General features: G+C 71.8%; 27 protein-coding genes. 16 read left to right on the top strand and 11 right to left on the bottom strand.

All coding sequences use genetic code 11. The features are described 5' to 3' along the window. Positions 1–198 precede the first annotated feature (198 nt). The 3 genes from PV789_RS01460 (at position 199) to PV789_RS01450 (ending at position 2851) form a co-directional block, all read left to right on the top strand. The gene (locus PV789_RS01460) at positions 199–930 is read left to right on the top strand and encodes a WbqC family protein (RefSeq protein WP_274975819.1); all 732 of its coding nucleotides are present in this window, start codon (positions 199–201) and stop codon (positions 928–930) included. Between the two features lie 96 nt (positions 931–1026). After that, positions 1027–1740 (top strand): PIG-L deacetylase family protein, encoded by a 714-nt coding sequence (locus tag PV789_RS01455; protein WP_248773048.1) that lies wholly within the window; start codon positions 1027–1029, stop codon positions 1738–1740. Positions 1741–1867: 127 nt separating this feature from the next. Then, the gene (locus PV789_RS01450; RefSeq protein WP_274975818.1) at positions 1868–2851 is read left to right on the top strand and encodes an NAD-dependent epimerase/dehydratase family protein; all 984 of its coding nucleotides are present in this window, start codon (positions 1868–1870) and stop codon (positions 2849–2851) included. Positions 2852–3089: 238 nt separating this feature from the next. On the opposite strand, the gene PV789_RS01445 is transcribed toward PV789_RS01450, so the two are convergent. Both PV789_RS01445 and PV789_RS01440 read right to left on the bottom strand, forming a co-directional pair. Next, positions 3090–3461 (bottom strand): DUF202 domain-containing protein, encoded by a 372-nt coding sequence (locus PV789_RS01445; RefSeq protein WP_274975817.1) that lies wholly within the window; start codon positions 3459–3461, stop codon positions 3090–3092. Beyond that, positions 3458–3814, bottom strand: a complete 357-nt coding sequence (locus PV789_RS01440) for a YidH family protein (protein WP_212641893.1) — start codon at positions 3812–3814, stop codon at positions 3458–3460. Before PV789_RS01440 ends, PV789_RS01445 begins: the two co-directional genes overlap by 4 nt. A gap of 280 nt (positions 3815–4094) precedes the next feature. Here PV789_RS01440 and trxA point away from each other — a divergent pair, with 280 nt between their 5' ends. From trxA to PV789_RS01405, 7 genes are all read left to right on the top strand, one after another. Further along, positions 4095–4466 carry a thioredoxin gene (gene trxA / locus PV789_RS01435; protein WP_013156378.1) on the top strand — a complete coding sequence of 124 codons (372 nt, stop codon included), beginning with the start codon at positions 4095–4097 and terminating at the stop codon, positions 4464–4466. 518 nt (positions 4467–4984) lie between these two features. Continuing rightward, on the top strand, positions 4985–5857 hold the full coding sequence (pstB, locus tag PV789_RS01430; RefSeq protein WP_013156377.1) for a phosphate ABC transporter ATP-binding protein PstB: 873 nt from the start codon (positions 4985–4987) through the stop codon (positions 5855–5857). 318 nt (positions 5858–6175) lie between these two features. Next, positions 6176–6967, top strand: a complete 792-nt coding sequence (locus PV789_RS01425; RefSeq protein WP_274975816.1) for a response regulator transcription factor — start codon at positions 6176–6178, stop codon at positions 6965–6967. Positions 6968–7372: 405 nt separating this feature from the next. After that, entirely contained in the window at positions 7373–8560 is a 1188-nt protein-coding gene (gene pstS, locus PV789_RS01420; protein WP_274975815.1) for a phosphate ABC transporter substrate-binding protein PstS, read from the top strand. 118 nt (positions 8561–8678) lie between these two features. Further along, positions 8679–9686: a phosphate ABC transporter permease subunit PstC gene (gene pstC / locus PV789_RS01415; protein ID WP_274975814.1), complete on the top strand. Its 1008-nt coding sequence runs from the start codon at positions 8679–8681 to the stop codon at positions 9684–9686. Further along, positions 9683–10594 (top strand): phosphate ABC transporter permease PstA, encoded by a 912-nt coding sequence (gene pstA, locus PV789_RS01410; RefSeq protein ID WP_130396041.1) that lies wholly within the window; start codon positions 9683–9685, stop codon positions 10592–10594. Before pstC ends, pstA begins: the two co-directional genes overlap by 4 nt. A 155-nt stretch (positions 10595–10749) precedes the next feature. Further along, positions 10750–10968 carry an EF-hand domain-containing protein gene (locus tag PV789_RS01405; protein WP_274975813.1) on the top strand — a complete coding sequence of 73 codons (219 nt, stop codon included), beginning with the start codon at positions 10750–10752 and terminating at the stop codon, positions 10966–10968. A 68-nt stretch (positions 10969–11036) separates the two neighbouring features. On the opposite strand, the gene PV789_RS01400 is transcribed toward PV789_RS01405, so the two are convergent. Continuing rightward, a complete protein-coding gene (locus PV789_RS01400) occupies positions 11037–11762 on the bottom strand; it encodes a spermine/spermidine synthase domain-containing protein (protein ID WP_475467164.1) in 726 nt (241 codons plus the stop codon). Between the two features lie 138 nt (positions 11763–11900). Here PV789_RS01400 and PV789_RS01395 point away from each other — a divergent pair, with 138 nt between their 5' ends. Together PV789_RS01395 and PV789_RS01390 are read left to right on the top strand one after the other, a co-directional pair. Beyond that, on the top strand, positions 11901–12314 hold the full coding sequence (locus tag PV789_RS01395; protein WP_274975811.1) for a DoxX family protein: 414 nt from the start codon (positions 11901–11903) through the stop codon (positions 12312–12314). Positions 12315–12397: 83 nt separating this feature from the next. Next, a complete protein-coding gene (locus PV789_RS01390; RefSeq protein ID WP_274975810.1) occupies positions 12398–13198 on the top strand; it encodes a MerR family transcriptional regulator in 801 nt (266 codons plus the stop codon). Here PV789_RS01390 and PV789_RS01385 read toward each other — a convergent pair. Continuing rightward, positions 13129–14049 (bottom strand): MerR family transcriptional regulator, encoded by a 921-nt coding sequence (locus tag PV789_RS01385; RefSeq protein WP_274975809.1) that lies wholly within the window; start codon positions 14047–14049, stop codon positions 13129–13131. The genes PV789_RS01390 and PV789_RS01385 overlap by 70 nt on opposite strands. 63 nt (positions 14050–14112) lie before the next feature. Between PV789_RS01385 and PV789_RS01380 the strand changes: the two genes are divergently transcribed. Next, positions 14113–14589 (top strand): DUF6194 family protein, encoded by a 477-nt coding sequence (locus PV789_RS01380; RefSeq protein WP_274975808.1) that lies wholly within the window; start codon positions 14113–14115, stop codon positions 14587–14589. Between the two features lie 114 nt (positions 14590–14703). Here PV789_RS01380 and hisG read toward each other — a convergent pair whose 3' ends face one another. The 3 genes from hisG to PV789_RS01365 all read right to left on the bottom strand — a co-directional run bounded on the left by hisG (position 14704) and on the right by PV789_RS01365 (position 16911). Further along, positions 14704–15558 (bottom strand): ATP phosphoribosyltransferase, encoded by an 855-nt coding sequence (hisG, locus tag PV789_RS01375; protein WP_274975807.1) that lies wholly within the window; start codon positions 15556–15558, stop codon positions 14704–14706. Positions 15559–15633: 75 nt separating this feature from the next. Next, positions 15634–15897, bottom strand: coding sequence for a phosphoribosyl-ATP diphosphatase (locus PV789_RS01370; RefSeq protein ID WP_013156366.1), 264 nt, complete (start codon positions 15895–15897; stop codon positions 15634–15636). Positions 15898–16077: 180 nt separating this feature from the next. Next, positions 16078–16911, bottom strand: a complete 834-nt coding sequence (locus PV789_RS01365) for an SDR family NAD(P)-dependent oxidoreductase (RefSeq protein WP_274975806.1) — start codon at positions 16909–16911, stop codon at positions 16078–16080. Positions 16912–17140: 229 nt separating this feature from the next. On the opposite strand from PV789_RS01365, the gene PV789_RS01360 reads away from it, so the two are divergent. Beyond that, positions 17141–17845, top strand: coding sequence for a class I SAM-dependent methyltransferase (locus tag PV789_RS01360; RefSeq protein WP_274975805.1), 705 nt, complete (start codon positions 17141–17143; stop codon positions 17843–17845). Positions 17846–17924: 79 nt separating this feature from the next. Here PV789_RS01360 and PV789_RS01355 read toward each other — a convergent pair whose 3' ends face one another. Both PV789_RS01355 and alr read right to left on the bottom strand, forming a co-directional pair. Beyond that, on the bottom strand, positions 17925–18977 hold the full coding sequence (locus tag PV789_RS01355) for a D-alanine--D-alanine ligase family protein (protein WP_274975804.1): 1053 nt from the start codon (positions 18975–18977) through the stop codon (positions 17925–17927). Then, on the bottom strand, positions 18970–20178 hold the full coding sequence (gene alr / locus PV789_RS01350; RefSeq protein ID WP_274975803.1) for an alanine racemase: 1209 nt from the start codon (positions 20176–20178) through the stop codon (positions 18970–18972). The genes PV789_RS01355 and alr overlap by 8 nt, the downstream gene beginning before the upstream one ends. A gap of 102 nt (positions 20179–20280) precedes the next feature. On the opposite strand from alr, the gene PV789_RS01345 reads away from it, so the two are divergent. Then, on the top strand, positions 20281–20937 hold the full coding sequence (locus PV789_RS01345; protein ID WP_274975802.1) for a response regulator transcription factor: 657 nt from the start codon (positions 20281–20283) through the stop codon (positions 20935–20937). Positions 20938–21425: 488 nt separating this feature from the next. Further along, positions 21426–23786: a trehalase-like domain-containing protein gene (locus PV789_RS01340; protein WP_274975801.1), complete on the top strand. Its 2361-nt coding sequence runs from the start codon at positions 21426–21428 to the stop codon at positions 23784–23786. A gap of 113 nt (positions 23787–23899) precedes the next feature. Here PV789_RS01340 and PV789_RS01335 read toward each other — a convergent pair whose 3' ends face one another. Both PV789_RS01335 and PV789_RS01330 read right to left on the bottom strand, forming a co-directional pair. Continuing rightward, positions 23900–24556, bottom strand: a complete 657-nt coding sequence (locus tag PV789_RS01335; RefSeq protein ID WP_274975800.1) for a hypothetical protein — start codon at positions 24554–24556, stop codon at positions 23900–23902. Between the two features lie 262 nt (positions 24557–24818). Further along, complete coding sequence (locus PV789_RS01330; RefSeq protein WP_274975799.1) at positions 24819–25415, bottom strand: GNAT family N-acetyltransferase; 597 nt, start codon at positions 25413–25415, stop codon at positions 24819–24821. Positions 25416–25459 lie beyond the last annotated feature (44 nt).

Raw genomic sequence — 25459 nt, 5'->3', positions numbered from 1 at the left:
GTAACCATAAGAGGATATTTGTGAGCAGTAGCTACGGCTCGTCTGTGTTTTGTCCAACATTGTCCAGATCCTGGAAAAATCTACGGAAAGTGACCAGCGGAGCTAAGGAGAATGCTCGGAGTGATCGGCGTTCCGTCCTCATCCTCATCCGGTTCCACTCGAATCCCACAGGCCACCAGCCCGGGGGGTTACTCCGCTATGAGCAGCCAGGACGGTGCGTCACGCACCGTGGCACTGCACCAGCCTCACTACCTTCCGTGGCTGGGACTTTTGGATAAAATTGACCGTTCCGACCGTTTCATCATCCTCGACAACGTCCAGTTCGAGCGCCGCGGATGGCAGAACCGCAACTACGTCGGCGGCGGCGGAAAACCCGTCCTACTGACCGTTCCGGTCGTCCAGGGCAGCCGGAACGACCTCATACGGGACAAGGTTGTTGACAACAGTCAGAAATGGAAGTCAAGACACTACAAGGCACTCGCGGAACACTGCTACCGCAAAGCGCCCCACTGGAAGGATTACCGCGACGAAATCGCCCACCTGTACGAACAGGAGTGGGACGGTCTCGCGGACCTGTGCGTAGCGACCACGCGCATGCTGATGCGGTGGTTCGGCATCGACACGCCGCTGCTGCTGGCGAGTGAGATCGGGGACTTCCCCGGCCGCAAGAGCGAGCTCCTCGCCCAGATCTGCGCCAAGACCGGCGCGCACACCATGCTCTCGGGTGACGGAGCCCGGGACTACCTGGAGCCCGAGACCCTGCGCCGCTACGGGATCGACGTCCGGTGGCAGGACTTCCGCCACCCGGTGTACCCGCAGCACGGGCGCGCACCGGCCGACTTCGTCCCCCGTCTGTCGGCGATCGACCTTCTCCTCAACACCGGCCCGGAGGCACTGCACGTGCTCAGGCAGGCGAGAACCCAGAGCTGACCCGGACACGGGTCCACCACAGCGCCGCGCCACCGGGCGCGGCGCCGCTCCCCGGGAAAAACCCGATCGCTCTCTAGGCAAAGGACGGGAAACGGTATGACGACGGACTGGTCCCAGGAACGCATCCTGGTGTTCGCGCCCCACCCCGACGACGAGACGCTCGGCTGCGGCGGCCTCATGAGCAAGGCCAAGGCGGCCGGCGCCGAGGTGTTCGTCCAGTTCCTCACCGTCGGGGACACGGCCGACATGTCTCCCAAGGGCTTCTCCACGGCGGAGGAGCGCTACGCGGAGATCAAGAAGGTCGCCGACCACTTCCGCTGGGACGACTGGCACATGGCCCTGCCCGGCGACCAGTACCACCTGAGGCTCGACTCCGTCGCCCGGGTGGATCTCGCCCAGCTGATCGAGCGCGAGAGCCCGCTGTCCATTGAGCGGCTCCGCCCGACCGTGGTGCTCGGACCGCACCACTCCAGTTACAACCAGGACCACCGGGCCGTGGCCGAGGCGGTGCACACCGCCCTGCGCCCGTCCAACACCGCGCTGCGCCACCACCCGCGCCTGGCCCTGGCCTACGAGGAGGCCGCCGACCACTGGCGCTCGGAGCCGCTGTGCCCGCCCAACCTCATCGTCGAGCTGGACGAGGTGCAGGTGGTCGACAAGCTCCACGGCATGCAGCTGTACGGCTCCCAGTCTCACCAGCACCCGCACACGCGCTCCGAGCCCACCCTGCGCAGCCTCGCCGTCCTGCGGGGCATGCAGGCGGGCGTGGCGCTCGGGGAGGGCTTCCACGTGCTGCGCTGCCTGGCCTGAGCGCTCCCGAGACCGCGGTCGGCGGCGCCGCGCGCCGCCCCACCGTGCGCGCGGCCGCGACGACCGCGCACACACGCCGCTCCCCGTCGGGGGGCGGCGATAGAGAACACCGAGTGGAGGGGAAACCATGAAGGCTGTAGTCACCGGAGGAGCCGGCTTCATCGGCTCGCACCTGTGCGACCACCTGATCGCCCGGGGCCATCAGGTCACCGTCCTGGACGACCTGTCGACCGGGTCCCCGGCGAACCTGGCCCAGGCGCAGGGCTCGCCCGGGTTCCGGTTCGTGGAGGGGGACGTCCTGGACCGGGAGCTGGTCGACTCCCTGGTCGCCCCGGCGGACGCCGTGTTCCACCTCGCGGCGGCCGTGGGCGTGTACAACATCGTCGACAACCCGCTTCGCTCCCTGCGGATCAACCTGCACGGGACGGAGAACGTGGTGGAGGCGGCCGTGGCGCACCGCGTGCCCTACATGGTCGCCTCGACCAGCGAGGTCTACGGCAAGAACGACGCCGCCGGGCTGAAGGAGGGCGACGACCGCGTCTACGGTCCGGCGACCAAGAGCCGCTGGTCCTACGCCGCGGCGAAGGGGCTGGACGAGCTCGTCGCCTACGTGCACGGCGTCGAGTCGGGCGTGCCGTGCGTCATCACCCGCTTCTTCAACGTGGTCGGGCCCCGCCAGACGGGCCGGTACGGGATGGTGGTCCCGCGCTTCGTGGAGCAGGCGATGGCGGACGAGCCCATCACCGTGTACGGGACGGGGACGCAGCGCCGCTGCTTCGGCTCGGTGTTCGACGTGGTGCCCGCGCTCCTGCGGCTGATGGACACCCCCGAGGCCTACAACCAGGCCGTCAACCTCGGCGGGCACGAGGAGGTCTCCATCAAGGGCCTGGCCGACCGGGTCGTGGAGCTGGCCGGTTCGAGGAGCGCGATCACCTACGTCGACTACGAGGAGGCCTACGGCGAGGGCTACGAGGACATGCAGCGCCGCTACCCGGACACGTCGCTGGCCGCGCGGCTGATCGGGTACCGCCCCGAGCGCGACCTCAACGACATCATCCGTTCGATCATGGAGCACCGCCGCACGGTCGGCTCCGTACCGCAGCCGGCGTAACCGAACCGGAGGGGACCGGTCCGGGGCGCCCTCTCCGCCTCGGCCGACCGACACGAGACAGGACGACGGAGGGCCACGGCTCCGGCCCTTCCCCCGACGGGACGGTCGCGCGTCCCGGCCGGTCCCGGTGCTCCCCCATGCCCGCACGAGGGCGACCGGCGCCGGTGGACCGCGGGCCCGCCGAGGGCATGGACGGGTGCGTCCGCCTCCGGGCGGCGCGGACGAGGGGGCCGGGTCCTCAGAGCGCCAGCAGCACCGTCACCACCAGGACGCAGCTCAGGGCGAGCACGCCCGCGCACAGGAGCGCCATCGCCCACGGGCCCGCCACGGACGGCGATGGCCGCCCGGTTCCCGGAGCGGGAGCGCCGTGCCCGCCGGCCCGCCACCGCAGCCACACGTGCGCGGCCAGCACCCCCGCCAGGAGCAGCAGTCCGACCGCGGTGGCCACGCGCACCTCGGGCGGGGCCTGCGGGAAGGTGTCGTCGCCGGGGGCCAGGGAGCCGCGCAGGAACAGCAGTCCCACCACGACCAGCAGGGCGATCGTGCGGTGCCAGGACATCAGGGTGCGCTCCGGTTGCATGCCGGGGTCGCGTTCGACGGGAGTGCTCACAGCAGGTGGCCCAGCAGGACCAGGGCGCACACCAGCCCCACCGCCAGGGCGGTGACGAGCGGGAGCGCGCTCAGTTTCAGGGCCGCGCCACGGCTCATGAGCCGCTGCACGCGGTACCAGCGCAGCGGGGCGTAGACGGTGATGACCCCGGCCAGCACCGCCAGCAGCAGGCCGACCGCGGTGCGCGGCCCCTCCGCCCAGCCCAGCGGGAGCAGGTGCAGGACGGCGACGGCACCGGCGAGCAGGGCCAGTGCGGTGCGCACCCAGGCGAGGAAGGTCCGCTCGTTGGCGAGGGTGAACCGGTAGTCCACGGAAGGACCCTCCGCGTCCCGCGGAGAGGCTTCGGAACCCATCCCGCACCCCCTTTCAACAGGGACGATCCCGGATTCGCCCCCGAACCGGGCCGGCCCGCCCCGCGGGCCCGCGCCCCTCCAGTCGACACTAGCCGTCGTCCCTCTTTCCTCCCAAACAGGTATGTAAGGCGTGTTATGGCGTAAAACAACCGGTTTGAGGGGTGGTTCACCGGCCGGGGCAGGCATGCGGAACAAACGAACGGGCACGACCGCTGTAGCACTGAGAGATGGCGGTTGGCCGACGGTCGACACCAACCAACGAACAGATACAGGAGACCACGTGCCCACGGTCGAGCTCACCAAGGACAACTTCGCGGAGACGCTGAAGGACAACGACTTCGTCCTCATCGACTTCTGGGCGGACTGGTGCGGTCCCTGCCGACAGTTCGCCCCGGTGTTCGAGACCTCCTCGGAGAAGCACACCGACATCGTCCACGCCAAGGTGGACACCGAGGCGCAGCGCGAGCTCGCCTTCGAGTTCAAGATCCAGTCCATCCCGACCCTGATGATCGTGCGCGAGCGCACCGTCATCTACAACGAGCCCGGGGCCCTGCCCTCCGAGGCCCTGGAGAGCCTCATCACGCAGGCCAAGGAGCTGGACATGGACGAGGTGCGGGAGAAGATCGCCGAGCAGGGCGGCTCCCCGGAGTAGTACTTCCCGGGGAAGCACTCCCCGGAGCGGTGAGAACCGGTTCCGCGCGCCCCGGACGCCCCCTCCCACGGAGGGCGGCGTCCGGGGCGTTCGCACGTCCGGACGGGGCCCGGCCGGACGGGAGCGGCGGCGTCCGGGCGGGGCGCCGCCGCGTCCCGGCAGGAGGCCGGTCCCCCGCCCCGGTGGGACCGAAAAGGTGGGATTGGGAAGACCGAAAAGTCATCGAGAGGTTTGCGGCCGGTCACCTGTCCACCCGCCCGGCGAGTTTCGGCCCGCCCGGGGCCCGATCCCACCGGACAGGAGGAACCGCACTCCAGAGGCGGTCCGCACCTCCTTCGGTGACGGGAGGGCAACGCCTCGCGATCGCTACGCCTCCGAGTTCACCGCCCACGTTCACCTTCGCCACGGGGTTCGTTCACCGTTGCTTCATACGGACATATTTGCATGGGTTCGACCGCGCTCCGCGGCTCCGGCCGCGCACCTCCCGCGCACGCACAGTCCGATCCGGAAGTGGCCTCATGTCTGTCAGCAACACCGCCTCCCCTCGCGGCACCGAGACCGGTCGCGGCGTCGCCCCCGACACCGTCCGGTACAACCGCGAGGTTCCCGACCTGGGCGACCCCGTCTTCGACGTCTCCGGGCTCTCCATCTACTACGGCTCCAACAAGGCCGTGCGCGACGTGGACCTGAAGGTGGGCCCCCGTCAGATCACCGCGATGATCGGGCCGTCCGGTTGCGGCAAGAGCACCGTGCTGCGGACCCTGAACCGCATGAACGACCTCATCCCCGGCGCCCGCATCGAGGGCAAGGTCACGTACCACGGCGAGGACCTGTACGCCTCGGAGGTCGACCCCATCGAGGTGCGCCGCCGGATCGGCATGGTCTTCCAGAAGCCCAACCCGTTCCCCAAGTCGATCTACGACAACGTGGCCTACGGCCCCAAGATCAACGGCGTCCGCGGCAACATGGACGACCTTGTCGAGGAGACGCTGACCAAGGCCGCCCTGTGGGACGAGGTCAAGGACAAGCTCAAGGAGAGCGCCTTCGCCCTCTCCGGCGGCCAGCAGCAGCGCCTGTGCATCGCGCGCACCATCGCGGTCAACCCCGAGGTGATCCTGATGGACGAGCCCTGCTCGGCGCTCGACCCGATCGCGACCCTCAAGATCGAGGACCTGATGTACGAGCTGGCCAGCGAGTACACCATCGTCATCGTCACGCACAACATGCAGCAGGCGGCGCGCGTGTCCGACCGCACGGCCTTCTTCACCGCCGGTGTGGACGACGCGGGCGACCGCTACGGCAGCCTGGTGGAGTTCGACGAGACCGCCACGATCTTCAGCAAGCCGTCCGACCAGAGGACTGAGGATTACATCAGCGGTCGCTTCGGCTAAACCGCTGACCTCCGGCTCTCCCACAGACGGGGACCGCTGATCGGTGAGGTCGCTTCGGCCAAACCGCTGACCTCCGGCTCTCCCACAGACGGGGACCGCTGATCGGTGAGGTCGCTTCGGCCAAACCGCTGACCTCCGGCTCTCCCACAGACGGGGACCGCTGATCGGTGAGGTCGCTTCGGCCAAACCGCTGACCTCCGGCTCTCCCAAGGCCGCGGGCCCTCCGGTCGCGACCGCCGACCGGAGGGCCGTTTCGGTCAGGCCGGAGCACCCTCCCGGGGATCCGCCCCACTGTTCCTTCGACGAAGTGGACCTCCCATGCCCGCGCTCACAACGTCCGCATCCGTCCCGTTCCCGGGCACCCCGGTCGAGGACGAACTGGTCGAGCGCTCGGAACGGTCGGAGGGACCGCTCCGGGTCCTGCTGGTGGAGCCCGAGTCGGAGCAGTCGCACCAGCTGGTGCTGTCGCTGAGCGGGCACGACGTGGACATCACGGTGTGCGTGGACGGCGCCGAGGCGCTGTTGCGGGTGGGGATGATGCGTCCGGACACCCTGGTCACCAGCGCCACTCCGCCCGAGGTGGACCTGGAGACGCTGGTGCGGGTGACCCGGCGGGCGACGGACATCCCGATCCTCATCGGGGTGGGCCCCGGCGACTCCCAGCGGGCGATGCGCGCGCTGGCGGCCGGAGCCACCGCGTGCGTCAACCGCCCCTACCGGATCCCGGAGCTGGCGGCGCTGCTGCGCGGCTCCCTCCCGGGACCGGACGGCGGCGGCCCGGACGGCACCGTCTCCTCGGCTGCGCTGCGTTCGGGCGCCCTGGAGCTGGACGCGCTGGGGCACCGGCTCTTCGTGGACGGCAACCCGGTCAACCTGGCGCTGCGGGAGTTCGGGATCATGGACTTCCTGCTGAGGCACAGCGGCAGGGTGGTCAGCCGCGAGGAGCTGTGGACCGAGGTCTGGCACAAGCCGCTGCCTCCGGTGAACAACACCATCGCCGTGCACATCCGTCGCCTGCGGCACAAGCTGGGTGACTCCGAGGCACAGCCCAGGTTCATCCACACGGTCCGCGGGATCGGCTACCGGCTGGACACGGCGAACGGTTCCTGAGCGGAGGGAAAGCGCGGGACGGGGTTCGTGAATTCCCCTCCGCCGGGTCCTTTCGGTGATGCCGACGAGACCCCTTGTTCATCTTCACGTCATCTCAGTCCGAGACGAACGCGAAGATGAACCGCCGAACAATCCGACGTGTCACCTCCGCCACCGGGGAACCACCGCTCCGCCCCGGCATCCACGGCCATACCCGCAGGTCATCACCGCCTGTCCCCGGAACATGACAGAATCCGCGCTGAGCCGAAAAAACGAACCCGTTATCAGATGGTTACCGCCATTCACTTCGCATTCACCCTTCTTCTACCATCCCGCCTTCATTTCGATGACACAGCGTCTTCCTGCGCACTTACTGTCGTTTCACGTCAGCCCCGACAGCGGTGATTCAACGAGGAGAACTACGACATGCGCAACGGGCGTTCCAAGCTCGCCGTCCTGGCGGCCATCCCCCTGCTCGCGGCGGCGTGCAGCAGCGGAGGCGACACCGCCGGTGACGGCTCCGGCGGCGGCGGGGGCGACCTCAGCGCCTCCCTGACCGGTGCCGGTGCCAGCTTCCCCGACCCCCTGTTCCAGGACTGGATCTACACCTACTCCAACGACGTCCAGCCCGGCGTCAGCGTCAACTACCAGAGCGTGGGCTCCGGTGCCGGCGTGGAGCAGTTCCTGGAGCAGACCGTCGACTTCGGCTCCTCCGAGGAGCCCCTGAACGAGGAGGACCTCGCGGCCGCCTCCGAGGCTCGCGGCTGTGAGGCCGTGCAGTTCCCGGTCGTCTTCGGCGCGGTCGTCATCGCCTTCAACAACCCCGAGCTGGACGGCCTGGTCCTGGACCCGGCGACCATCGCGGCCATCTACGACCGCGAGATCACCACGTTCGACGACCCGGCCATCGCCGAGCTCAACCCGGACATGGAGCTGCCCGGCGACGAGATCATCCCCGTCCACCGCTCCGACAGCTCCGGCACCACCTACGTGTTCTCGCACTACCTGAGCACCGAGGTCGACTCCTGGGCCGAGAAGTACGGCGAGGGCAAGGAGATCGAGTGGGCCGACGGCCTGGTCGGCGGCCAGCAGAACGACGGCGTCGCCCAGGGCATCACCCAGAACCCCGGCGGCATCGGCTACGTGAACCAGTCCTTCGCGCAGGAGGCGGGCCTGTCCGTCGCCCACATCGTGAACGAGGACGGCAACCCGATCGAGCCGACCCTGGAGTCCACCATCGCGGCCTCCGAGGAGGCCGAGATCCCGGAGAACTTCCAGTTCGCGATCGACAACATCGGCGGCGAGGGCTACCCGATCGCCGGTTCCAACTGGATCTTCACCTACACCTGCGGCTACGAGCAGGCCAGCGCCGACGCCATCATCGACTTCTGGACCTGGGCCCTGACCGACGAGGGCGCCCGCGACCTGGCCGGTGAGCTGGGATACGCGCCGCTGGGCCAGGAGCTGACCGACCGCGTCGTCGCCGAGCTGGAGAAGACCAACTCCGCCGAGGGCGGCGCTGAGGGCGGCGCCGACGCCGGTGCCGAGGAGGAGGCCGGAGCCGAGGAGAGCGCCGAGGAGAGCGCTCCCGAGGCCGAAGCCACCACCGAGTAGGAACGCCCCGCGGGGCCGGGAGAGTCGTCCCGGCCCCGCACGCCTTCTTCCCAACCTCCGCCCCCGCCCCGGGGCGGGACGCTCTCCACTCCCCACGAAAGCCACAGAGGAGAAGCACATGTCCACCGAGGCCCGTGAGGCCCCCCAGGCCCCCGAGGACTCCCGGCGGGGGACGCTGAAGTCCGGCAAGGGGCGCCTGGGCGATCCGATCTTCAAGTGGGCCGTCGCGGCCTGCGGCACCCTGGTCCTGATCATCCTGGCGCTGATGGTCATCCGGACCACCAGCGAGGCCTGGCCGGTCTTCGTCAAGGAGGGCTTCTTCGGCTTCCTCCTCGGGCAGGACTGGCAGAGCGGCGGCTCGCGCACGGAGATCACCGGCGTCTACGGCGCCTGGCCCTTCATCTACGGCACCCTGGTCACGGCGGCCATCGCGATCGTCATCGCGCTGCCGCTGGCGATCATGGTCGCCGTCTACCTGACCCACCTGGCTCCGCGCCGCCTCGCCAAGCCGCTGTCGTACACGGTCGAGCTGCTCGCCGCCGTGCCCAGTGTCATCTTCGGCCTCTGGGGCCTGCACTGGTTCCTGCCGAACGTGATGCGGCCCTTCTTCGTCTGGCTGGAGAGCACGTTCGGCTGGTTCTTCCTCTTCGAGGGACCGGTGCGCGGTGTCGGCTACCTGCCCGCGGGCATCGTGCTGGCCATCATGATCCTGCCGATCATGACGGCGCTCATCCGCGAGGTCGTCGTCGTCCAGCCGATCGAGCAGCAGATGGCCGCCTACGCCCTGGGCTCCACCCGGTGGGAGGTCATCACCAAGGTGATCCTGCCGGCCAGCTTCTCCGGGATCGTGGCCGCGGCCATGCTGGGGCTGGGCCGCGCCCTCGGCGAGACCATCGCCGTGCTGATGCTGATCGGCGGCACCCAGGGGTGGAGCGGCAGCCTGTTCGGCACCGGAAGCAGCATGGCCTCGCACATCGCCGCGTCCTTCGGTGAGGCGTCGCCCGAGGTCCGGACGGCGCTGATGGCGATCGGCGTCGCCCTCTTCCTGGTCACGATGATCGTCAACATCCTGGCCCGCGTCATCGTCTGGCGCCTGGGGCAGTTCACGGGAGACTCCGCCGTATGAGCACAGCAACCACCACTCCTCCGGACGCCCGGCACACCCCCCTGAGCCAGCGCCCGCCCGGCTCGGGCTTTCGCAGGTTCAAGGACCGCTCGGCGTCGGTGGCACTGACCGCCGCGATGGTCCTGGCGATGATCCCGCTGGTCCTCATCATCTTCGAGGTCACCCGGCGCGGCATCGGCGTCGTCAACCTGGAGTTCTTCACCGCCACCGAGCCCCCGCCGCGGCGCGAGGGCGGCGGTTACGCCGCCGGGTTCTTCGGCACGCTCTACATCATGGCCCTCGCGGTCGTGATGTCGATCCCGTTCGGCATCGCCACGGCCGTCTATGTCGTGGAGTACGGTCCCAACCGCCTGACCGGCGCGATCCGCTTCTTCACCGACGTGATGACGGGTATCCCCTCGATCTTCGTCGGTCTGTTCGTGTACGGCCTGATCGTCATCGGCTGGGGCCAGATGGGCTTCGGCACCTTCGCCGGCGCCCTGGCGATCGCCATGATGATGCTGCCGATCGTGACGCGGTCCGCGGAGGAGATGCTGCGGCTCGTGCCCAACGAGATGCGCAACGCCAGCTACGGCCTGGGCGCGCGCAAGTGGCAGACCATCGTGCACACGGTGCTGCCCGCCGCCGCCCCCGGTCTGACCACCGGTTCGATGCTGGCCGTCGCCCGCGGCATCGGCGAGACCGCCCCGCTGCTGCTGACCGCGTTCGGCACCGGCCTGGTCGTGACCGCCTTCCAGGGCGAGCCGCAGGGCGCCGTGCCGATGCAGCTGTACCGGGGCGCCATGCAGCCCTTCGAGGCCGGTATCGACCGCGCGTGGGGCGCCGCCCTGTGCCTGTTCCTGCTGGTGCTGCTGTTCACCGTGATCGCGCGGTGGATCGGCTCGCGGGCCTCCGTGGGCAGCCGCTAGCGACCCGACCCCGAGGGGCCGCGCACCGGAGAGTCCTCCGGTGCGCGGCCCCTCCGGCTCTGCGGGCGCCGGCATCCCGTCGGCTTCCCGAACCGCCCCCTCACCGGTAATCTTGCGCCGGACCCGCCACCGCGACTCCCTGGAGACGAACGCAGATGCCCGACACCAACGAGTACGCGACGACCTTCGCGTTCGTCGACGCCGACAGCGACGGCCGCATCTCCGCGCAGGAGTACGCCGACCTGATGCACCGCCTCGGGGACAGCTGCACCGAGGAGCAGGCCCTGGGCGCGATCGAGGCCATGGACCAGGACGGCGACGGGCTGATCACCCTGGACGAGTTCACGGCCTACATGTCCGACACCAGGAGCTGAGCCCCCCGGCGGGGGCCGCCCCGCGGTGCCGCCCTCGGGCGGCACCGGCGCGAACGCGGCCGCCCGCCTCAGCGCGGCTCGCGCGCCAGGTAGACGGTGTCGGGCACGCCGCGGGCGACCGGCACCTCGATGACCTCCACCGAGGCGAACCCGTCCCGCAGCGACTCCTCGAAGGCGGGCACCGCGTTGGCGCTCCAGAAGGCCAGGACCCCGCCGGGGGCGAGCAGGCGGGTGAGCTGTTCCAGTCCGGCCGCCTCGTAGAGGCGGTTGTTGTTCTCCACCACCGTCCAGTCGGGCCCGTTGTCGGTGTCCAGGCAGACCACGTCGTAGCGGACGGGGTCCGCGGCCGAGGACGCCTCCTCCAGCCAGGCCACGATGTCGGCGTTGACCACCCGGCAGCGCGGGTCCCGGTGCACGTACTCGGCGGCCTCGCCCAGTTCCCCGTCGTGCCAGGCGATGACGTGGGGTTCGAGTTCCACCACGTCCACCACCGCCACCCGGGGGTGCTCCAGGGCCTCGCGGGCGGAGAAGCCCACGCCCAGGCCGCCGATGAGCACCCTGGAGCGCGAGCGGCCCGCGGGGAGGGCGGTGAGGGCGGCGCGCACCATCTCGCGCTCGGAGGTGCCGTCGCGGGTGTCCATGAGGAAGACGCCGTTGGAGTAGATCTCGTAGTGCGCGCCCACGCGGCGCAGCACGAGGTCGCCGCCGGTCTCCCCGGTCACCCTCGCCAGCGTGACGGTCTCCTCCTCTGGCTCACGGAAGGCGGGGGCGGTGTACGTCGTCGGCTGGTCCATACCCCACATTGTGCCCGCCCGGCGCACGCGTCCGCGTTCCCGTCGAGGGGACGGACGGCGCTCCGCCCGGGGGGTCGTCGCGAACCAGGGGGTTACCGAAGAGTAGGGTCGGCATCCACCCCACCGAAGGAGGACTCCATGCAGGTGAAGCGCGGACGCGGCGGACTGCTCGACCGGGTGCGCGGGGCCGCTCCCTACGCCCTCGGCGGCCTGTTCGTGGCTTCGGGCGTGCTGCACTTCGCGGCGCCCAAGCCCTTCCAGGCGATCATGCCCCGCTCCCTGCCCGCGCCGCGCACGTGGGTCTACGGCAGCGGCGCGGCCGAGCTGGTCTGCGGCGCGGGGCTGCTGACGCGCAGGGCGTGGGCCGGACCGGCGAGCGCGGCCCTGCTGCTCGCCGTGTGGCCCGCCAACGTCCAGATGGCCCTCGACTCGGGCACGGGCAGGCTCCGGGGCCCGGCCGACAGCCGCCTCGTGGCCTGGGGCCGCGTGCCGCTCCAGATCCCGCTCGTCTGGGCCGCCCTCCAGGCCCGCCGCGGGGACCGGGAGGACTGACCGGCGGCGGCCCGCGCCGGGGCGCCGCCGGACCCGGAGCGCCCGCTTGCCCCTCCCCTTGGGGGAGGAGCCACAGTGGAACCATGCTTCCCATCGGTTCCTTCAGTGAACTCACCGGCCTCTCACACAAGGCACTGCGCCACTACCACTCCCTCGGGCTGCTGGTCCCGGCCCGTGTGGACGAGGACACGCAGTTCCGCTGGTACACCGTCGACCAGATCGAGCGCGCCGGGCAGATCGTCACCCTGCGCCGCGCGGGCATGGGTCTGGACACCGTCCGGCGCGTGGTGGACGACCCCGGCCTGGCCCCGGAGGCGCTGCGCCGGCACGCCGAGGACCTCCGGCGCGAGCGGGAGGACCAGGACCGGGCACTGGAGGAGGCCCTCGCGGTCCTGGCGTGGGAGCCGGAGGTGGAGGTCCGGCCCCGGCGGGCGCGCACGGCCCTCACGGGGGTGTCCGCGCTCTCCCCGGACGGGGGCTTCGACATGGACCGGGAGCGCGCCGAGGCGCACGCCCTGGCCGAGCGGCTCGGCGCTCTGGCCGACGAGCGCGGGTGGCGCGCCGACGGGCGGTGGTGGAAGAGCCTGGAGCCGCGGGCGGGCGAAGCGGGCTACCGGGTGTGCGTGCCGGTCGCGGAGGCCGGGCCCTCACCGTCCCCGCTGCCGGAGGGCGTGGAGCTGGTGGAGTACGCGCAGGGCTCCGAGGTCCGGCTGCTGATGCCCGGCCGGGAGAGCCTGGGCGGCCTCACCCTGGCGCTGACCCACCTGTTCGGGCACGAGGTCGAGGGCATGTTCGCCGACGTGGGCGCCCTGCGTCAGTCGGAGTACGACGGGGGCGTGGAGTTCGCCGTCGGATTGCGGCCGCTGGCGGAGGCTCCGGAGTGAGGGGCCGTCGGCCCGGGTTCCGCGCCTGAAGGTCCCCGGGCCGCGGCTCCCGCGCCCGAGGGACCGGTGTCCGCGGGACCGGCGTCCGCGGCTCCCTCGTCCGCGGGACCGGCGTCCGCGGGCACCGTGTGCGGGGTCCGCGCCGACCGCAGCAGGGCGCCGAGCGCGACGGCGCCCTCGACCAGGGCCGCCGACCGGGCGTCGATGCTCGCGTCCCGGGCGGCCAGCGCGGCCGTCACCTCGTCCCACCGGTGCGCGCGGCGCAGCTGCGGCATCAGGCTGCGCAGCGGTGCGACGCGGTACCCGGCCATGCGCAGCTGGTGGACGATCCGCGCGTCCCTGGCGTCGGCGGGCGAGTACCTCCGCGCTCCCCCGGGGGAGGTGCGGCCGGGCACGACGAGCCCCTCGGCGTCCCAGTGCCGCAGCGTCGAGGGCCGCACACCGAGCGCGGCGGCGAGTTCGGAGACGCCCATGGAGTCCGCCGGGCGGACGTCCCCGACCGGCTCCGCGGCGATCGCCTCCGCGGCCTCCCTGGCCAGTCCCAGCTCCCGGCGCTCGGTGTGGAGCCGGGCGTGCGCGGCGTCCAGGAGGGCGAGCAGGTCGGAGGCCGGGTACCCGTGCGCGGCGCGCACGATCCGCCCGGCCTCGGCCGGGCCGGTCCCGGCGGCGAGGGCCCGGTAGGCCAGGGCCGAGCACACGTGCGCCTCGGCGTAGACCCGGTAACCCGAGGCAGTGCGCGCCGCCGGGGGCAGCACGCCGTCGCGTTCGAGGTTGCGCACCTGCTGGACGGAGCACCCCGAGCGCCGGGCGACGTCGACCGTGCGCATGGCGGTCGAGTTGCGACTTCCCACTCCCCCACCTCGCACTCCTCGGGGAAAAGTCTCCACAACCACATGAATGTAACGCTTGAACGCATGAACATCGAAGAGATCACCGCGTTCCTCGGGAGCCTGGAGGGCGTGCTGACCCTCAGACCGCGGCCGGGCGACGGCTCCCCCGAGGTCAGCTGGGGCGACACGTTCTTCTACTACGCGCCCGACGGCGCCGTCCCCGCCGCGACCCAGCCCTTCGCGACCGTCGTGACGAAGGACTACCCCGACGACCGGGCGTCGCGCCTGGACCGGCCCGGCGTCTTCCGGCTGAACATCGCCGCCGGAAGGGAGGCCTTCGTCAACTGGACGGGCCGTGAACCGCGCGAACCGGCCGACCCGGGCGCGGACCCGAGCGCGGCGGACACGGTGGCGGCGCACCCCGTCTACGGCGGTCTGGGCTGGCTCTCCGTGGTGAACCCCGGGCCGCGGACCGGGGAGGCGGCCCGGGAGCTGCTGCGCACCGCACACGGCCTCGCCCGCGCGCGCCGTCAACGGCGCACCGGGACGGAGCCGGACTGACGGGCCGCGTCGAACTGGGGGGCGACGCCACCGCGCGGACGTCCGCCGGAACGCGCGGGACCGGCGGGGGTCGGCGTCATGTCGTCCCCGCCGGTCCGGTGTTCAGGACACCGCCTACAGGCGGCAGGCGTAGATGTCGGTGACCAGGATGGCGCGGGCGCCGAGCTGCCACAGGTCGTCCATGATCCGCTGGGCGTCCTTGCTCGGCACCATCGAGCGGACCGCGACCCAGCCCTCCCGGTGCAGCGGGGAGACCGTCGGCCCCTCCATGCCCGGGGTGAGCGCGACCGCCGCCTCCAGGCGCTCGGCGTGCACGTCGTAGTCCATCATCACGTAGTCGCGGGCGACCAAGACGCCGCGCAGACGGCGCAGCAGCGTGTCGAACTTGGGGTTCTCGGGGGCCCCGGACGGACGGATGACCACCGCCTCGGAGACCAGGATCGGCTCGCCGAAGGTCTCCATGCCCGCCTGGCGCAGGGTGGTGCCGGTGGAGACCACGTCGGCGACGGCATCGGCGACGCCGAGCTGGACGGAGCTCTCGACCGCGCCGTCCAGGTGGATGACGCGGGCGTCGACGCCCTGAGCGTCCAGGTAGGAGCGCAGGAGGCCGTCGAAGGACGTGGCGACGCGCTTGCCGTTGAGGTCGGACACCTTCATGCCGGCGCCGCCGGGCGCGGCGAAGCGGAAGGTGGAGCCGCCGAAGCCCAGCGGCAGGACCTCGTCCACGGCGGCGCCGGAGTCCAGCAGCATGTCGCGGCCGGTGATCCCGGCCTGGAGGATGCCCTCGCCGACGTAGACGGCGATGTCCTTGGGGCGCAGGAAGAAGAACTCGGTGTCGTTGTCGGGGTCGATCATGACCAGGTCGCGGCTGCTCTTGCGCTGCCGGTACCCGGCCTCGCGGAGCATCTCCACGGCGGGTTCGGAGAGCTGGCCCTTGTTGGGCACGGCGATTCTCAGCATGTCGGGCATGTTCACGGCTTTCTCGTGGCTGCGTGTACGGGGACGTGGCGTCGGTGGCCGGATGCGCGCGGGCGGCGCGTCGGCCTACAGATGCTTGTAGACGTCCTCCAGACGCAGGCCGCGGGCCAGCATCAGGACCTGGAGGTGGTAGAGGAGCTGCGAGATCTCTTCGGCTGCCTGGTCGTCCGACTCGTACTCGGCGGCCATCCAGACCTCCGCCGCCTCCTCGACGACCTTCTTGCCGATGGCATGGACGCCGGCGTCGAGCTGGGCGACGGTCCCGGAGCCCTCGGGGCGGGAACGCGCCTTCTCGGACAGCTCGGCGAACAGCTCTTCGAAGGTCTTCATGGTGTCTTTCCTCGACAGACAGATGCGCTACCAGCGTAGGCGGTCCGGCGCCCCGATGCCGCACCCTCGCGGGGATGTCTCATCATGTGGGCGGCGGCGTGCGCCACACCGCGCCACACCGCCGGGACCGTCCCGGCGCGGGGCGGCCGTCGCGCCCGGTCCGCCTCGCCCCGGCCCGGTTCACCACACCCTGCGGGCGGCGGCGCGCACGATCGGCTTGGGGATGAAGCGCAGCAGCCCCGTGGCCGCCTTGTACTGGGCCCCGGCCACGACGCTGGAGCGCCCGGCCGCCCAGGCGGTGAGGGACTCGCGCACGACCTGCTCCTTGGGGACGAACGCGAACGCGGGCATCCCGCTCTCCTGGACGCCCCTGGTCATGTCGGTGCGCACGAACCCCGGCAGGACCGCGGTGACGTGCACGCCGTGCTCGGCGACCTCGGCGGCCACGCTCTCGCTCCACAGGGACACGAACTTCTTGCCCGCCCCGTACACAGAGCCGCCGGGGTTGGCGGTGATCTCGCCCGCGACGGAGGAGAGGTTGATGACGCCGAGCCTGGTCCGGCCCGGCAGGCTTCCGCGGCGGGCGATCTGGACCGGCAGGACGGCGCGGGTCAGGTGCAGGACCGCGCGCACGTTGAGGTCGATCATGGCGTCGATCTCGGAGGGCTCCTGCTCAGCGAAGGGGCCGCCGTCGCCCCGCCCGGCGTTGTTGACGAGCAGGTCCACGGGGGCCTCGTCGCCGCTGCCGTCGGCGGACAGGCGTTGCACGACGAGCGAGAGGCCCTCGTCGGTGCCCAGGTCGGCGGGCAGGGGCTGGACGCCGACCCCGTAGCGTCCGCCGATCTCCTCGGCGAGGGCCTCCAGGAGTTCGCCCCGGCGGGCGACGAGGACGAGGGAGTAGCCGCGTTCGGCGAGCCTGCGGGCGTACTCCTCGCCGATCCCGGTGGAGGCCCCGGTGACCAGCGCGGTCCGTGGGTGGTCGGGGGTCTCGGAGGTGCTGGCCGGTTCGCTCATCCACCCAGGGTAGGCCGTCGCCGGTCGCGGGGACAGGGACCCGGCGGGCGCCGGACCGGCGTGCGCGCGCGGCGGTGCCCGGCGGCGTCCCGGCCCGCGCGGCGCTCCCCTGGGCTCCGGAGTTCCCCTTCGCACGGTGGGCATGGACACACACGGTCTCACCTGGGTTTTCCCAGAACGCGGCCGTGCCGACTCCCTTCGGGAAGGGATGAGGCGTTAGCGTGCGTGTATGTCCGAGACCCACAGCCCTGCCGGACCCCTCTCCTCCCTGAGGTTGGACGAGCGCCTGCGTGACACCCGACTGTTCTTCAGCCAGGCGCTGCGCACCTTCCACGCCACCGGTTCCATCCTCCCCAGCAGCGGTGCGCTGGCGCGTGCGATGGCCGAGTACGTCCGGCGCCGACCCGAACCCGACCGCCCGCTGCGCATCCTGGAGGCCGGAGCCGGGACCGGCGCGATCAGCCGCGGGATCGCCGCATCGATGCAGCCGGGGGACACCCTGGACCTGGTGGAGGCCAACCCCGAGTTCGCCGCCCACGTGGAGGGACTGCTCAAGACCGACCCGGTCATGTCGCGGGTGGCCGACGCCTCCCGCGTGCACGCCAAACTCGTCAACGACATGGGCACCGACCGGTCCTACGACGTGATCGTGTCGGGCCTGCCGTTCGCGAACTTCACCGCCGACGCCGTCCGGGAGATCCTGGACTACTACTTCGAGGTGCTCGAACCGGGCGGCACCATGTCCTTCTACGGATACCTGTACACCAAGGAGGTCAAGGCGGTCATCGCCCGCCGCGAGGACTACCTGCGCCAGGCCCGCACGAGCTGGCTGGTCCAGGAGTGGATCGACCGCTACGGCATCGGCTCCGAGAAGGTGTTCGCCAACGTCCCGCCCGCGTGGGTGCACCACCTGCGCAAGCCGGGAAAGGGCTGAGCCCGCTCCCCCGCAGCCACGGACAGGGGCCCGCCACACGTGTGGCGGGCCCCTGCGTTCCCCGGGACGTGCGCGGCCCTCAGGCCAGCGCGGTCCGGATGAGGCTGTCCAGCAGCTCGGGGTACTCCAGGCCCGCCGCCCGCCAGATCTGGGGGTACTGCGAGTGCGCGGTGAACCCGGGCAGGGTGTTGACCTCGTTGACGACGGGTTCGGTGCCCCCGCGCAGGAAGAAGTCCACGCGCAGCAGACCGGAGCAGCCGACCGCCTCGAACACGCCCAGGGCGAGGTCGCTCAGCTGCGTCCGGAGCCCGACCGGCAGGTCGGCGGGGATGTCGAAGACCGCGTCGCCCCCGTACTTGGTGTCGTAGTCGAAGAAGCGCTCCGCGTCCGCGACCCGGATCTCCAGCGGCGGCCCGGCCTTGAGCGCGCCGTCGGGCAGCTCCAGGACGGCCAGGTCGACCTCGCGCCCGACGACCGCCTCCTCCACCAGGACCTTGGTGTCGAACTCGCGCGCGGTCTTGACGGCGGCCTCCAGCTCCGACCAGTCGCCGACCCGCGTCACCCCCAGGCTGGAGCCGCTGCGCGCGGGCTTGACGAACACGGGCAGTCCCAGCTCGGCGCGCTCCTGCGGCGAGACCTCGTCGTCAGGTCCGCGCAGCACCACGTCCCGCGCGACCGGCAGCCCGGCCGCGCGCAGCAGCGTCTTGGTGGTCGCCTTGTCCATGCCGGCGGCGCTGGCGAGCACGCCGTTGCCCACGTACGGCACCCCCAGGAGTTCGAGCATCCCCTGGATCGTGCCGTCCTCGCCGTAGGGGCCGTGGATGACGGGGAAGACCACGTCCGCCTCGCCCAGCGCGAGGATCGCCTCGCCCAGGCCGTCGCCCGTGCGCCGCTCCCCCTCTCCGCCGGGCTCGGGGGTCAGGGCCAGCAGGCGCTCGGCGTCCAGCGCGGCGGGGTCGTCGGTGTCGGCGCCCACCACCCACGCCCCGGCGCGCGTGATCCGCACCGGGACGGCCTCGTACCGGTCGCGGTCCAGGTGCGCGAGAACCGACAACGCCGACGCGCACGAGACGTCGTACTCCCCGTTGCGTCCACCGAAGACGACGGCGACGCGTGTCCTTGCCTCAGGCACTCGATCTCTCCTTGCTCGGTACGCGCGGCACGGGCCGCGCCAGGTCCTGGTGGAGGCGGGGCACGCGCGCGCCCACGCCGGTGAGAATCTCGTGGGGGATGGTCCCGGCCCAGTCGGCCCACTCCTCGACGGTGGGCTCGCCGCGGTCGCCGGGGCCGAACACGACCACCTCGTCGCCCTCGCGCACGTCCATGCCGCCGACGTCGACCACGAACTGGTCCATGGCGATGCGTCCGGCCACGGGGCACCGCCGTCCGGCGATCCACACGTAGGCCCGGTCCCCCGCCGCCCGGGGCACGCCGTCGGCGTAGCCGAGCGGGACGAGGGCGAGCAGGCTCTCGCGCGAGGTGGTGTAGGCGTGGTGGTAGCTGACGCCCGTCCCCGCGGGGACCCGGCGGACCATGGCCACCCGGGCGCGCAGGGTCATGGCCAGGCGCAGGCCGAAGCGCCTGCCCTCGACGGGCTCCACTCCGTAGAGGCCGACCCCGGCCCGGACCAGGTCGAAGTGCGTGGCGGGTTCGTTGAGGATCGCGGCCGTGTTGGCCAGGTGCCGCAGCGACGGTTCGAGCCCGGCCGCGCGCGCCTGGGAGAGCGCCCCCTCGAAGGCGGTGACCTGCTGCGCGGTGGTCGCCGCACCGGGCAGGTCGGCGGAGGCCAGGTGCGACCAGACGCCGCGCACCCGGACCAGGCCGTCCAGTTCCAGCGCGCGGGCCAGACCGACCAGTCCGGGCCAGGCCTCCGGCGGCGCGCCGTTGCGGCTCAGCCCGGTGTCGGCCTTGAGGTGGACGTGCGCGACACGACCCGTGCGCACGGCGGCGTCGGCCACGGCGCGCAGGTGTCCGACCGAGGGGACGGACAGGTCCACGTCGGCGGCGACGGCGGAGGCGAAGTCCTGGTCCGCGCGGTGCAGCCAGCACAGCACGGGGGCGCGCAGCCCGGCGCGGCGCAGGGCGAGCGCCTCCTCCAGGGAGGTCACGCCCAGCCAGGTCGCTCCGGCCTCCAGGGACGCGCGGGCCACCTCCACGGCCCCGTGGCCGAAGCCGTTCGCCTTGACGACGGCAAGAATTTCGGAATTGGTCCGCTTTGCCATGAACCGTACATTGTGGGCGATCGCGCTTATATCAACGAGGGCCTCACCCAGGGGTGAGGCCGGGTGTCCGGGGACGTGGAGCGAGTGCTCCCCGGGGTCGGTCGACGGCATGACCAAGAAGTAGACACGAAGCGCTGTGAACAGAACGTGAGCGCCGCCCCCGCCCCGTCCCCGGAAGACGCCCGCCGAGCGCGGAGGGAGAAGGAAGAGCGTATGAGGGTCTTGGTCGTGGACCACGGAGAGGACCCCGCACAGCCGACCGCCTCATGGCTGCGCGAGGCCGGTTTCGCCGTGGACACCGCCCCGGACGGGGAGACGGCGCTGTACAAGCTCGCCGTCAACGAGTACGGGGTCATGCTGCTCGAACGGGCGCTGCCGGGGCTGAGCGGGAACGAGGTGTGCCGCGTGGCCACCACCCTGCACGGCCAGGTGCGGGTGCTCATGGTGAGTTCTCCCACCAGTCCGAAGGAGCGGCTCGCCGGTTTCGAGCTGGGCGCGGACGACTACCTCATCAGGCCCCTCGACCGCGAGGAGATGATCGCGCGGGTCCGCGCCCTGGCCCGGCGGCCCGGCCGGGCCGAACCGCCGGTGCTGGAGCGGTCGGGCCTGCGGCTCAACTCCACCCGCTACGAGGCCTCCCGCGACGGCAGGCCGCTGCACCTGTCGCCCAAGCAGTTCGGGGTGCTGGAGGAGTTGCTGCGCGCCGACGGCGCCCCGGTGTCGGCGGAGTCGCTGCTGGAGAGGGTGTGGGACGAGAACATCGACCCGTTCACCACGATCGTGCGCGTGACCATCCGCTCCCTGCGGCGCAAGCTGGGCGCCCCGAACCCCATCCAGACCGTGCCCCGCGTGGGTTACCGGCTGAGGTGACCCGGATCCCGGGCGGGACGGGGAGCGCCGGGCCGGGCGGTGGCCGGGGGTCCGCCGCCGAGCGCCGACGTGTCCCATCGCACGTCCCGCGCGGACGGAGCGCACGCGCTCCCCCAGCCGTCCCGATCCTTCGCGACGGTGGGTGATCACGGGCTCGCCCGAGTCAGGATCCGCGACCTTTGCCCTGTTTTGCGATTGATTCGTGACCTGCATCACTGGAATCTGAGGTCGCAGGTACCGGTGGGACGCAGGTAGTCTCGCGTTGACTTCTTGCGGACCGGATCTTTGCGTTCGGCACCACCTCTCGCCCACGCACACGTGAAGAGTTCCTGAGGATCCCTCTGACGTCCCCGGAAGTCCCATCCCGCGCCACAAGCCCTGGGCTCACCTTTGTGCACACCCATATCAGAGTGAACCCGAAGCATGCGCGCGGAGTCCTACAGATCATCCGATTCCCCAGGTCAACGCGGACCAACGGAGGAGGCAGCGTGACGGTCACCCAAGCGGTCGAAGCGGTTCCGGGCATCCCGGAGGACACCGCTCCCGCGCTCATGCCCGTGGACGTCCGGCAACGCGTCTCCGCCCTCGCCAGAACCTCGCGGCTCCTGGTCGCCTGCGACTACGACGGCGCCCTCTCCACCATCGACCCGGCCGACCGGCGCCCGCTGCCCGAGGCCCTGCGCGCGCTGCGCGACCTGGCCGACCTGCCCGGCACCGTGTGCGCGGTCATCTCCGGCCGCCCCCTGCGCGACCTGGCCGCGCTCTCGCGCCTGCCCGCCGAGGTGCGCCTCGTGGGCGCCCACGGCACCGAGTTCGACACCGACGTGACCGTCGACCCCGACCACCGCACCGCCGACTCGCCCTCGGACAAGGCCGCCGCCCTGGAGCTGCTGCGCGACCAGGTCGAGGCCACCGCCATCCTCTACATCGGCGGCGGCGAGGGCGAGGAGCCCGTCTTCACGCGGCTGACCGGCGCCGACGCGGGCGTGCGGGTCGGCGAGGGGCCCACCGTGGCCTCCCACCGCGTGGCCGACACCCCGACCGCCGCGGCCCTGCTGTCCGCGCTGGCCGCCGAGCGCCGCTTCTGGGTCTTCGGCGAGCGCCCCACGCCCATCGAGCGCATGTCGATGCTCTCCAACCAGGGCTCCGTGGCCCTCGTCGGCCCGGACGCGCGCCTGCTGTGGTTCTGCCACCCCGAGCCCGACTCGAACGCCGTGTTCGCCGAGGTCCTGGGCGGCCGACAGGCGGGCGTGTTCGCCGTCGCCCCCGCGCACGGCGGCCGTCCGCTGGGCCAGCGCTACCTGCCCGGCACCATGACCGTGCGCACCCGCTGGTCGCGCATGGACGTCACCGACTACCTCGCCCACGGCACCCCGCAGGGGCGCACCGACCTGATCCGGGTGATCAGCGGCGTCACCCCGGCCACAGTGGAGTTCGCCCCCCGACCCGACTTCGGCCGCGCGCCGGTGCGCATCAAGCCCCGGGAGGACGGCCTGCTCGTCGAGGGCGCCGACTTCCCGATGGCCCTGTACTCGCCCGGCGTGGAGTGGGAGATCGACCACGACGGCGTCTCCGACATCGCCCGCGCGGTCGTCCACCCGCGCTCGGAGCAGCCCGTGGTGCTGGAACTGCGCTGCGGCACCGACTCCCTCGTGCGCGGCACGCTGCCCGAGTCCGAGCGCCAGCGGACCTCCGGCGAGCACTGGTCGCGCTGGCTCGACGGCCTCACCCTGCCCGACACCGCCCAGCAGCTGGCGGCGCGCTCCGCGCTCACCCTGCGCGGCCTGTGCACCCCCTCCGGGGGCGTGATGGCCGCCGCGACCACGTCGCTGCCCGAGGAGATCGGCGGCGTCCGCAACTGGGACTACCGGTACTGCTGGCTGCGCGACGGCGCGCTGACCGTGCAGTCGCTGGTCTCCCTGGGCTCGACCGCCGAGGCCGAGGAGTTCCTGGACTGGGTGCACCGGGTCGTGGACTCGCTGCCCGGCCCGGAGACGCTGCGCCCGCTGTACTCGCTGCGGGGCACCAACCTGGGCCCGGAGGAGGTCATCGAGTCGCTGTCCGGGTACGCCGGCTCGCGGCCGGTACGGATCGGCAACCTGGCCGACCACCAGGTGCAGCTGGACGTGTTCGGCCCCGTCGTGGAGCTGATCGAGAAGCTGTCCTCGGTGCGCGGCACCCTGGCCGACCGCGACTGGGACCTGGTGCGGTCGATGGCCGAGGCGGTCGCCCGCCGCTGGCACGAGCCCGACCACGGCATCTGGGAGGAGCGCGACGAGCCCCGCCAGCGCGTCTACTCCAAGGTGATGTGCTGGGTGACCCTGGACCGCGCCGTCGCCCTGGCCCGCGCCTACGGCCGCGAGGTGGACCCGTCCTGGCCGGACCTGCGCGACGGCATCGCCGCCGAGGTGCTGGACAAGGGCTGGAACGAGGAGGCGCAGGCCTTCACCACCGCCTACGACGGCACCGACCTGGACGCCGCGTCCCTGCACATCGGCCTGTCCGGGCTGATCGACCCGGCCGACGAGCGCTTCCAGGCCACCGTGACCGCCGTGGAGGCGGAGCTGCGCAGCGGCCCGACCGTGTACCGGTACCACCGCGACGACGGCCTGCCGGGCGGCGAGGGCGGCTTCCACCTGTGCACCGCGTGGCTGATCGAGGCGTACCTGCTGACCGGCCGCCGCGCGGAGGCGGACGAGCTGTTCAAGCACCTGGTGGACTGCGCCGGACCGACCGGGCTCATCCCGGAGGAGTTCGACCCGGTCACCGAGCGGGCGCTGGGCAACCACCCGCAGGCGTACTCGCACCTGGGCCTGATCCGCTGCGCCCAGCTGCTCGACCGCCTCTGAGAAGGACCCGCCGGGGCGTCCGCGGCGCGCTCCCGGGCCCCTGAGGGCCGTGGGAGCGCGCCCGCGGGCGCCCCTTCGCCGTGGGACGGACCCGCGGCGTCCGGCGGAGCCGGTCAGTGACCGGAGGGACCCGGCTGACCGGGGTACCCGCCCTGGCCGGGCTGGTTCGGGTACCCGCCCTGGCCGGGCTGGTTCGGGTACCCGCCCTGGCCGGGCTGGCCGCCGTAACCCGGCTGGCCCGGGTGACCGGGCTGTCCGCCGCCGTCGAGGTGTCCGCCGTAACCCGGCTGGTTCGGGTACCCGCCCTGGCCCGGGTAGCCGCCCGGGAGGGGCTGGTGGCCGGGGTCGGTCACACGGAACCACTCCTTGGCGCTCTCGGTCCGGATGAGCAGCAGGATGACCGCCATCAGGACCACGCCCACGGCCGGGTTGGACGCGTCGGTGAGCAGGTTGAGGAGCGCGCTGGCGAATCCCAGGGCCACGACGACGAGCACGAGCGTGCGCGCCCTGTTCCCGCCCTTGCCCAGGGCGACCACGACGTAGACCTCGAAGGCCGTGAGGGCCAGGCCGAGGAGCAGGATGGCCGCGACGCCGCCCACCCCCATGGCCATCTCCGCCTCGACCTGCGCGCTGGGCAGGTTGGCGATGGCGACGAGGCCGATCAGGGCCAGGGAGTAGATGACGGCGGCGAGCACGATCCTGATGATGAGGATGACGCGGACCGCCTTGAGCGGGCCGGGCATCGGGGGTGCGGGGATGTCGGGGTTCACGGGGGAGAAGCCTTCCCGGTCGGGGTCGTGAGCGGGACGAGGGATGTTTCGTATCTACGACTTCCGCGGGGCGGGAACGGTTCCCTCCCGGGCTGGAATCGTGTTCGGCCCGCGCCCACAGAGCGGGCGGCTCCCAGGGGATGGGAGCCGCCCGTGACACCGGGGGGCGGTGTTGAGTGTGGTGTCTTCCCTCTGTCAGGCGGCCTAATCATCCGCCGGTCCGGACGCGGGCGGGGCGACCCGTCCGGCGCGGACGCGGACCTCACCGGAAGCGCGGGCCCTCCTCCAGGCGCTCGCGCACGCCCGGCCACTCGTTGCGCAGCACCGAGTAGTACACGGCGTCCCGGCGGCGTCCGCCCGGCATGACGTTGTAGCTGCGCAGGACGCCCTCCTCCGTGGCGCCGATGGAGCGCAGGCCGCGCCGGGCCCGCTCGTTGAGCACGTCGGTCTTGAACTCGACCCGCTCCGCGCCCATCTCCTCGAAGGCGTGCCGCAGCAGCAGGTACTTGGACCAGTGGTTGACCCCCCGGCCCCGGAAGTCGCGCCCCAGCCAGGAGCTGCCGACCTCCAGCCGCAGGTCGGGCTCGGACATGTGCCCGTAGCTCATGCTGCCCGCGATGCGCCCGCTCGCCTTGTCGGTGACGGTGAACGTGGAGCGCTCCCCGCCGTCGCTGGCGGCCAGGTAGGAGTAGAAGAACCGGACGAAGCTCGCCTCGTCGTCCACACGGGCCACGAAGTGCGTCCAGATGTCGGAGTCCACGGCCTGTTCGCGCCACCCCTCGCGGTCCGTCTCCACGAGGGGAGTGAGCAGCACGTGCTCGTTCTCCAACCGGACACGCGACTGCTCGGACCACGACATGGGCACTCCTCCGGTGTACGGCGTTATGTCCGTTGCGGATTGTA

The sequence above is a fragment of the Nocardiopsis camelliae genome, from assembly GCF_028993595.1.
Taxonomy (GTDB): domain Bacteria; phylum Actinomycetota; class Actinomycetes; order Streptosporangiales; family Streptosporangiaceae; genus Nocardiopsis; species Nocardiopsis dassonvillei.
Note: the sequence above shows the minus strand (reverse complement) of the source record. Positions and strands in the feature narration are given on the sequence as shown.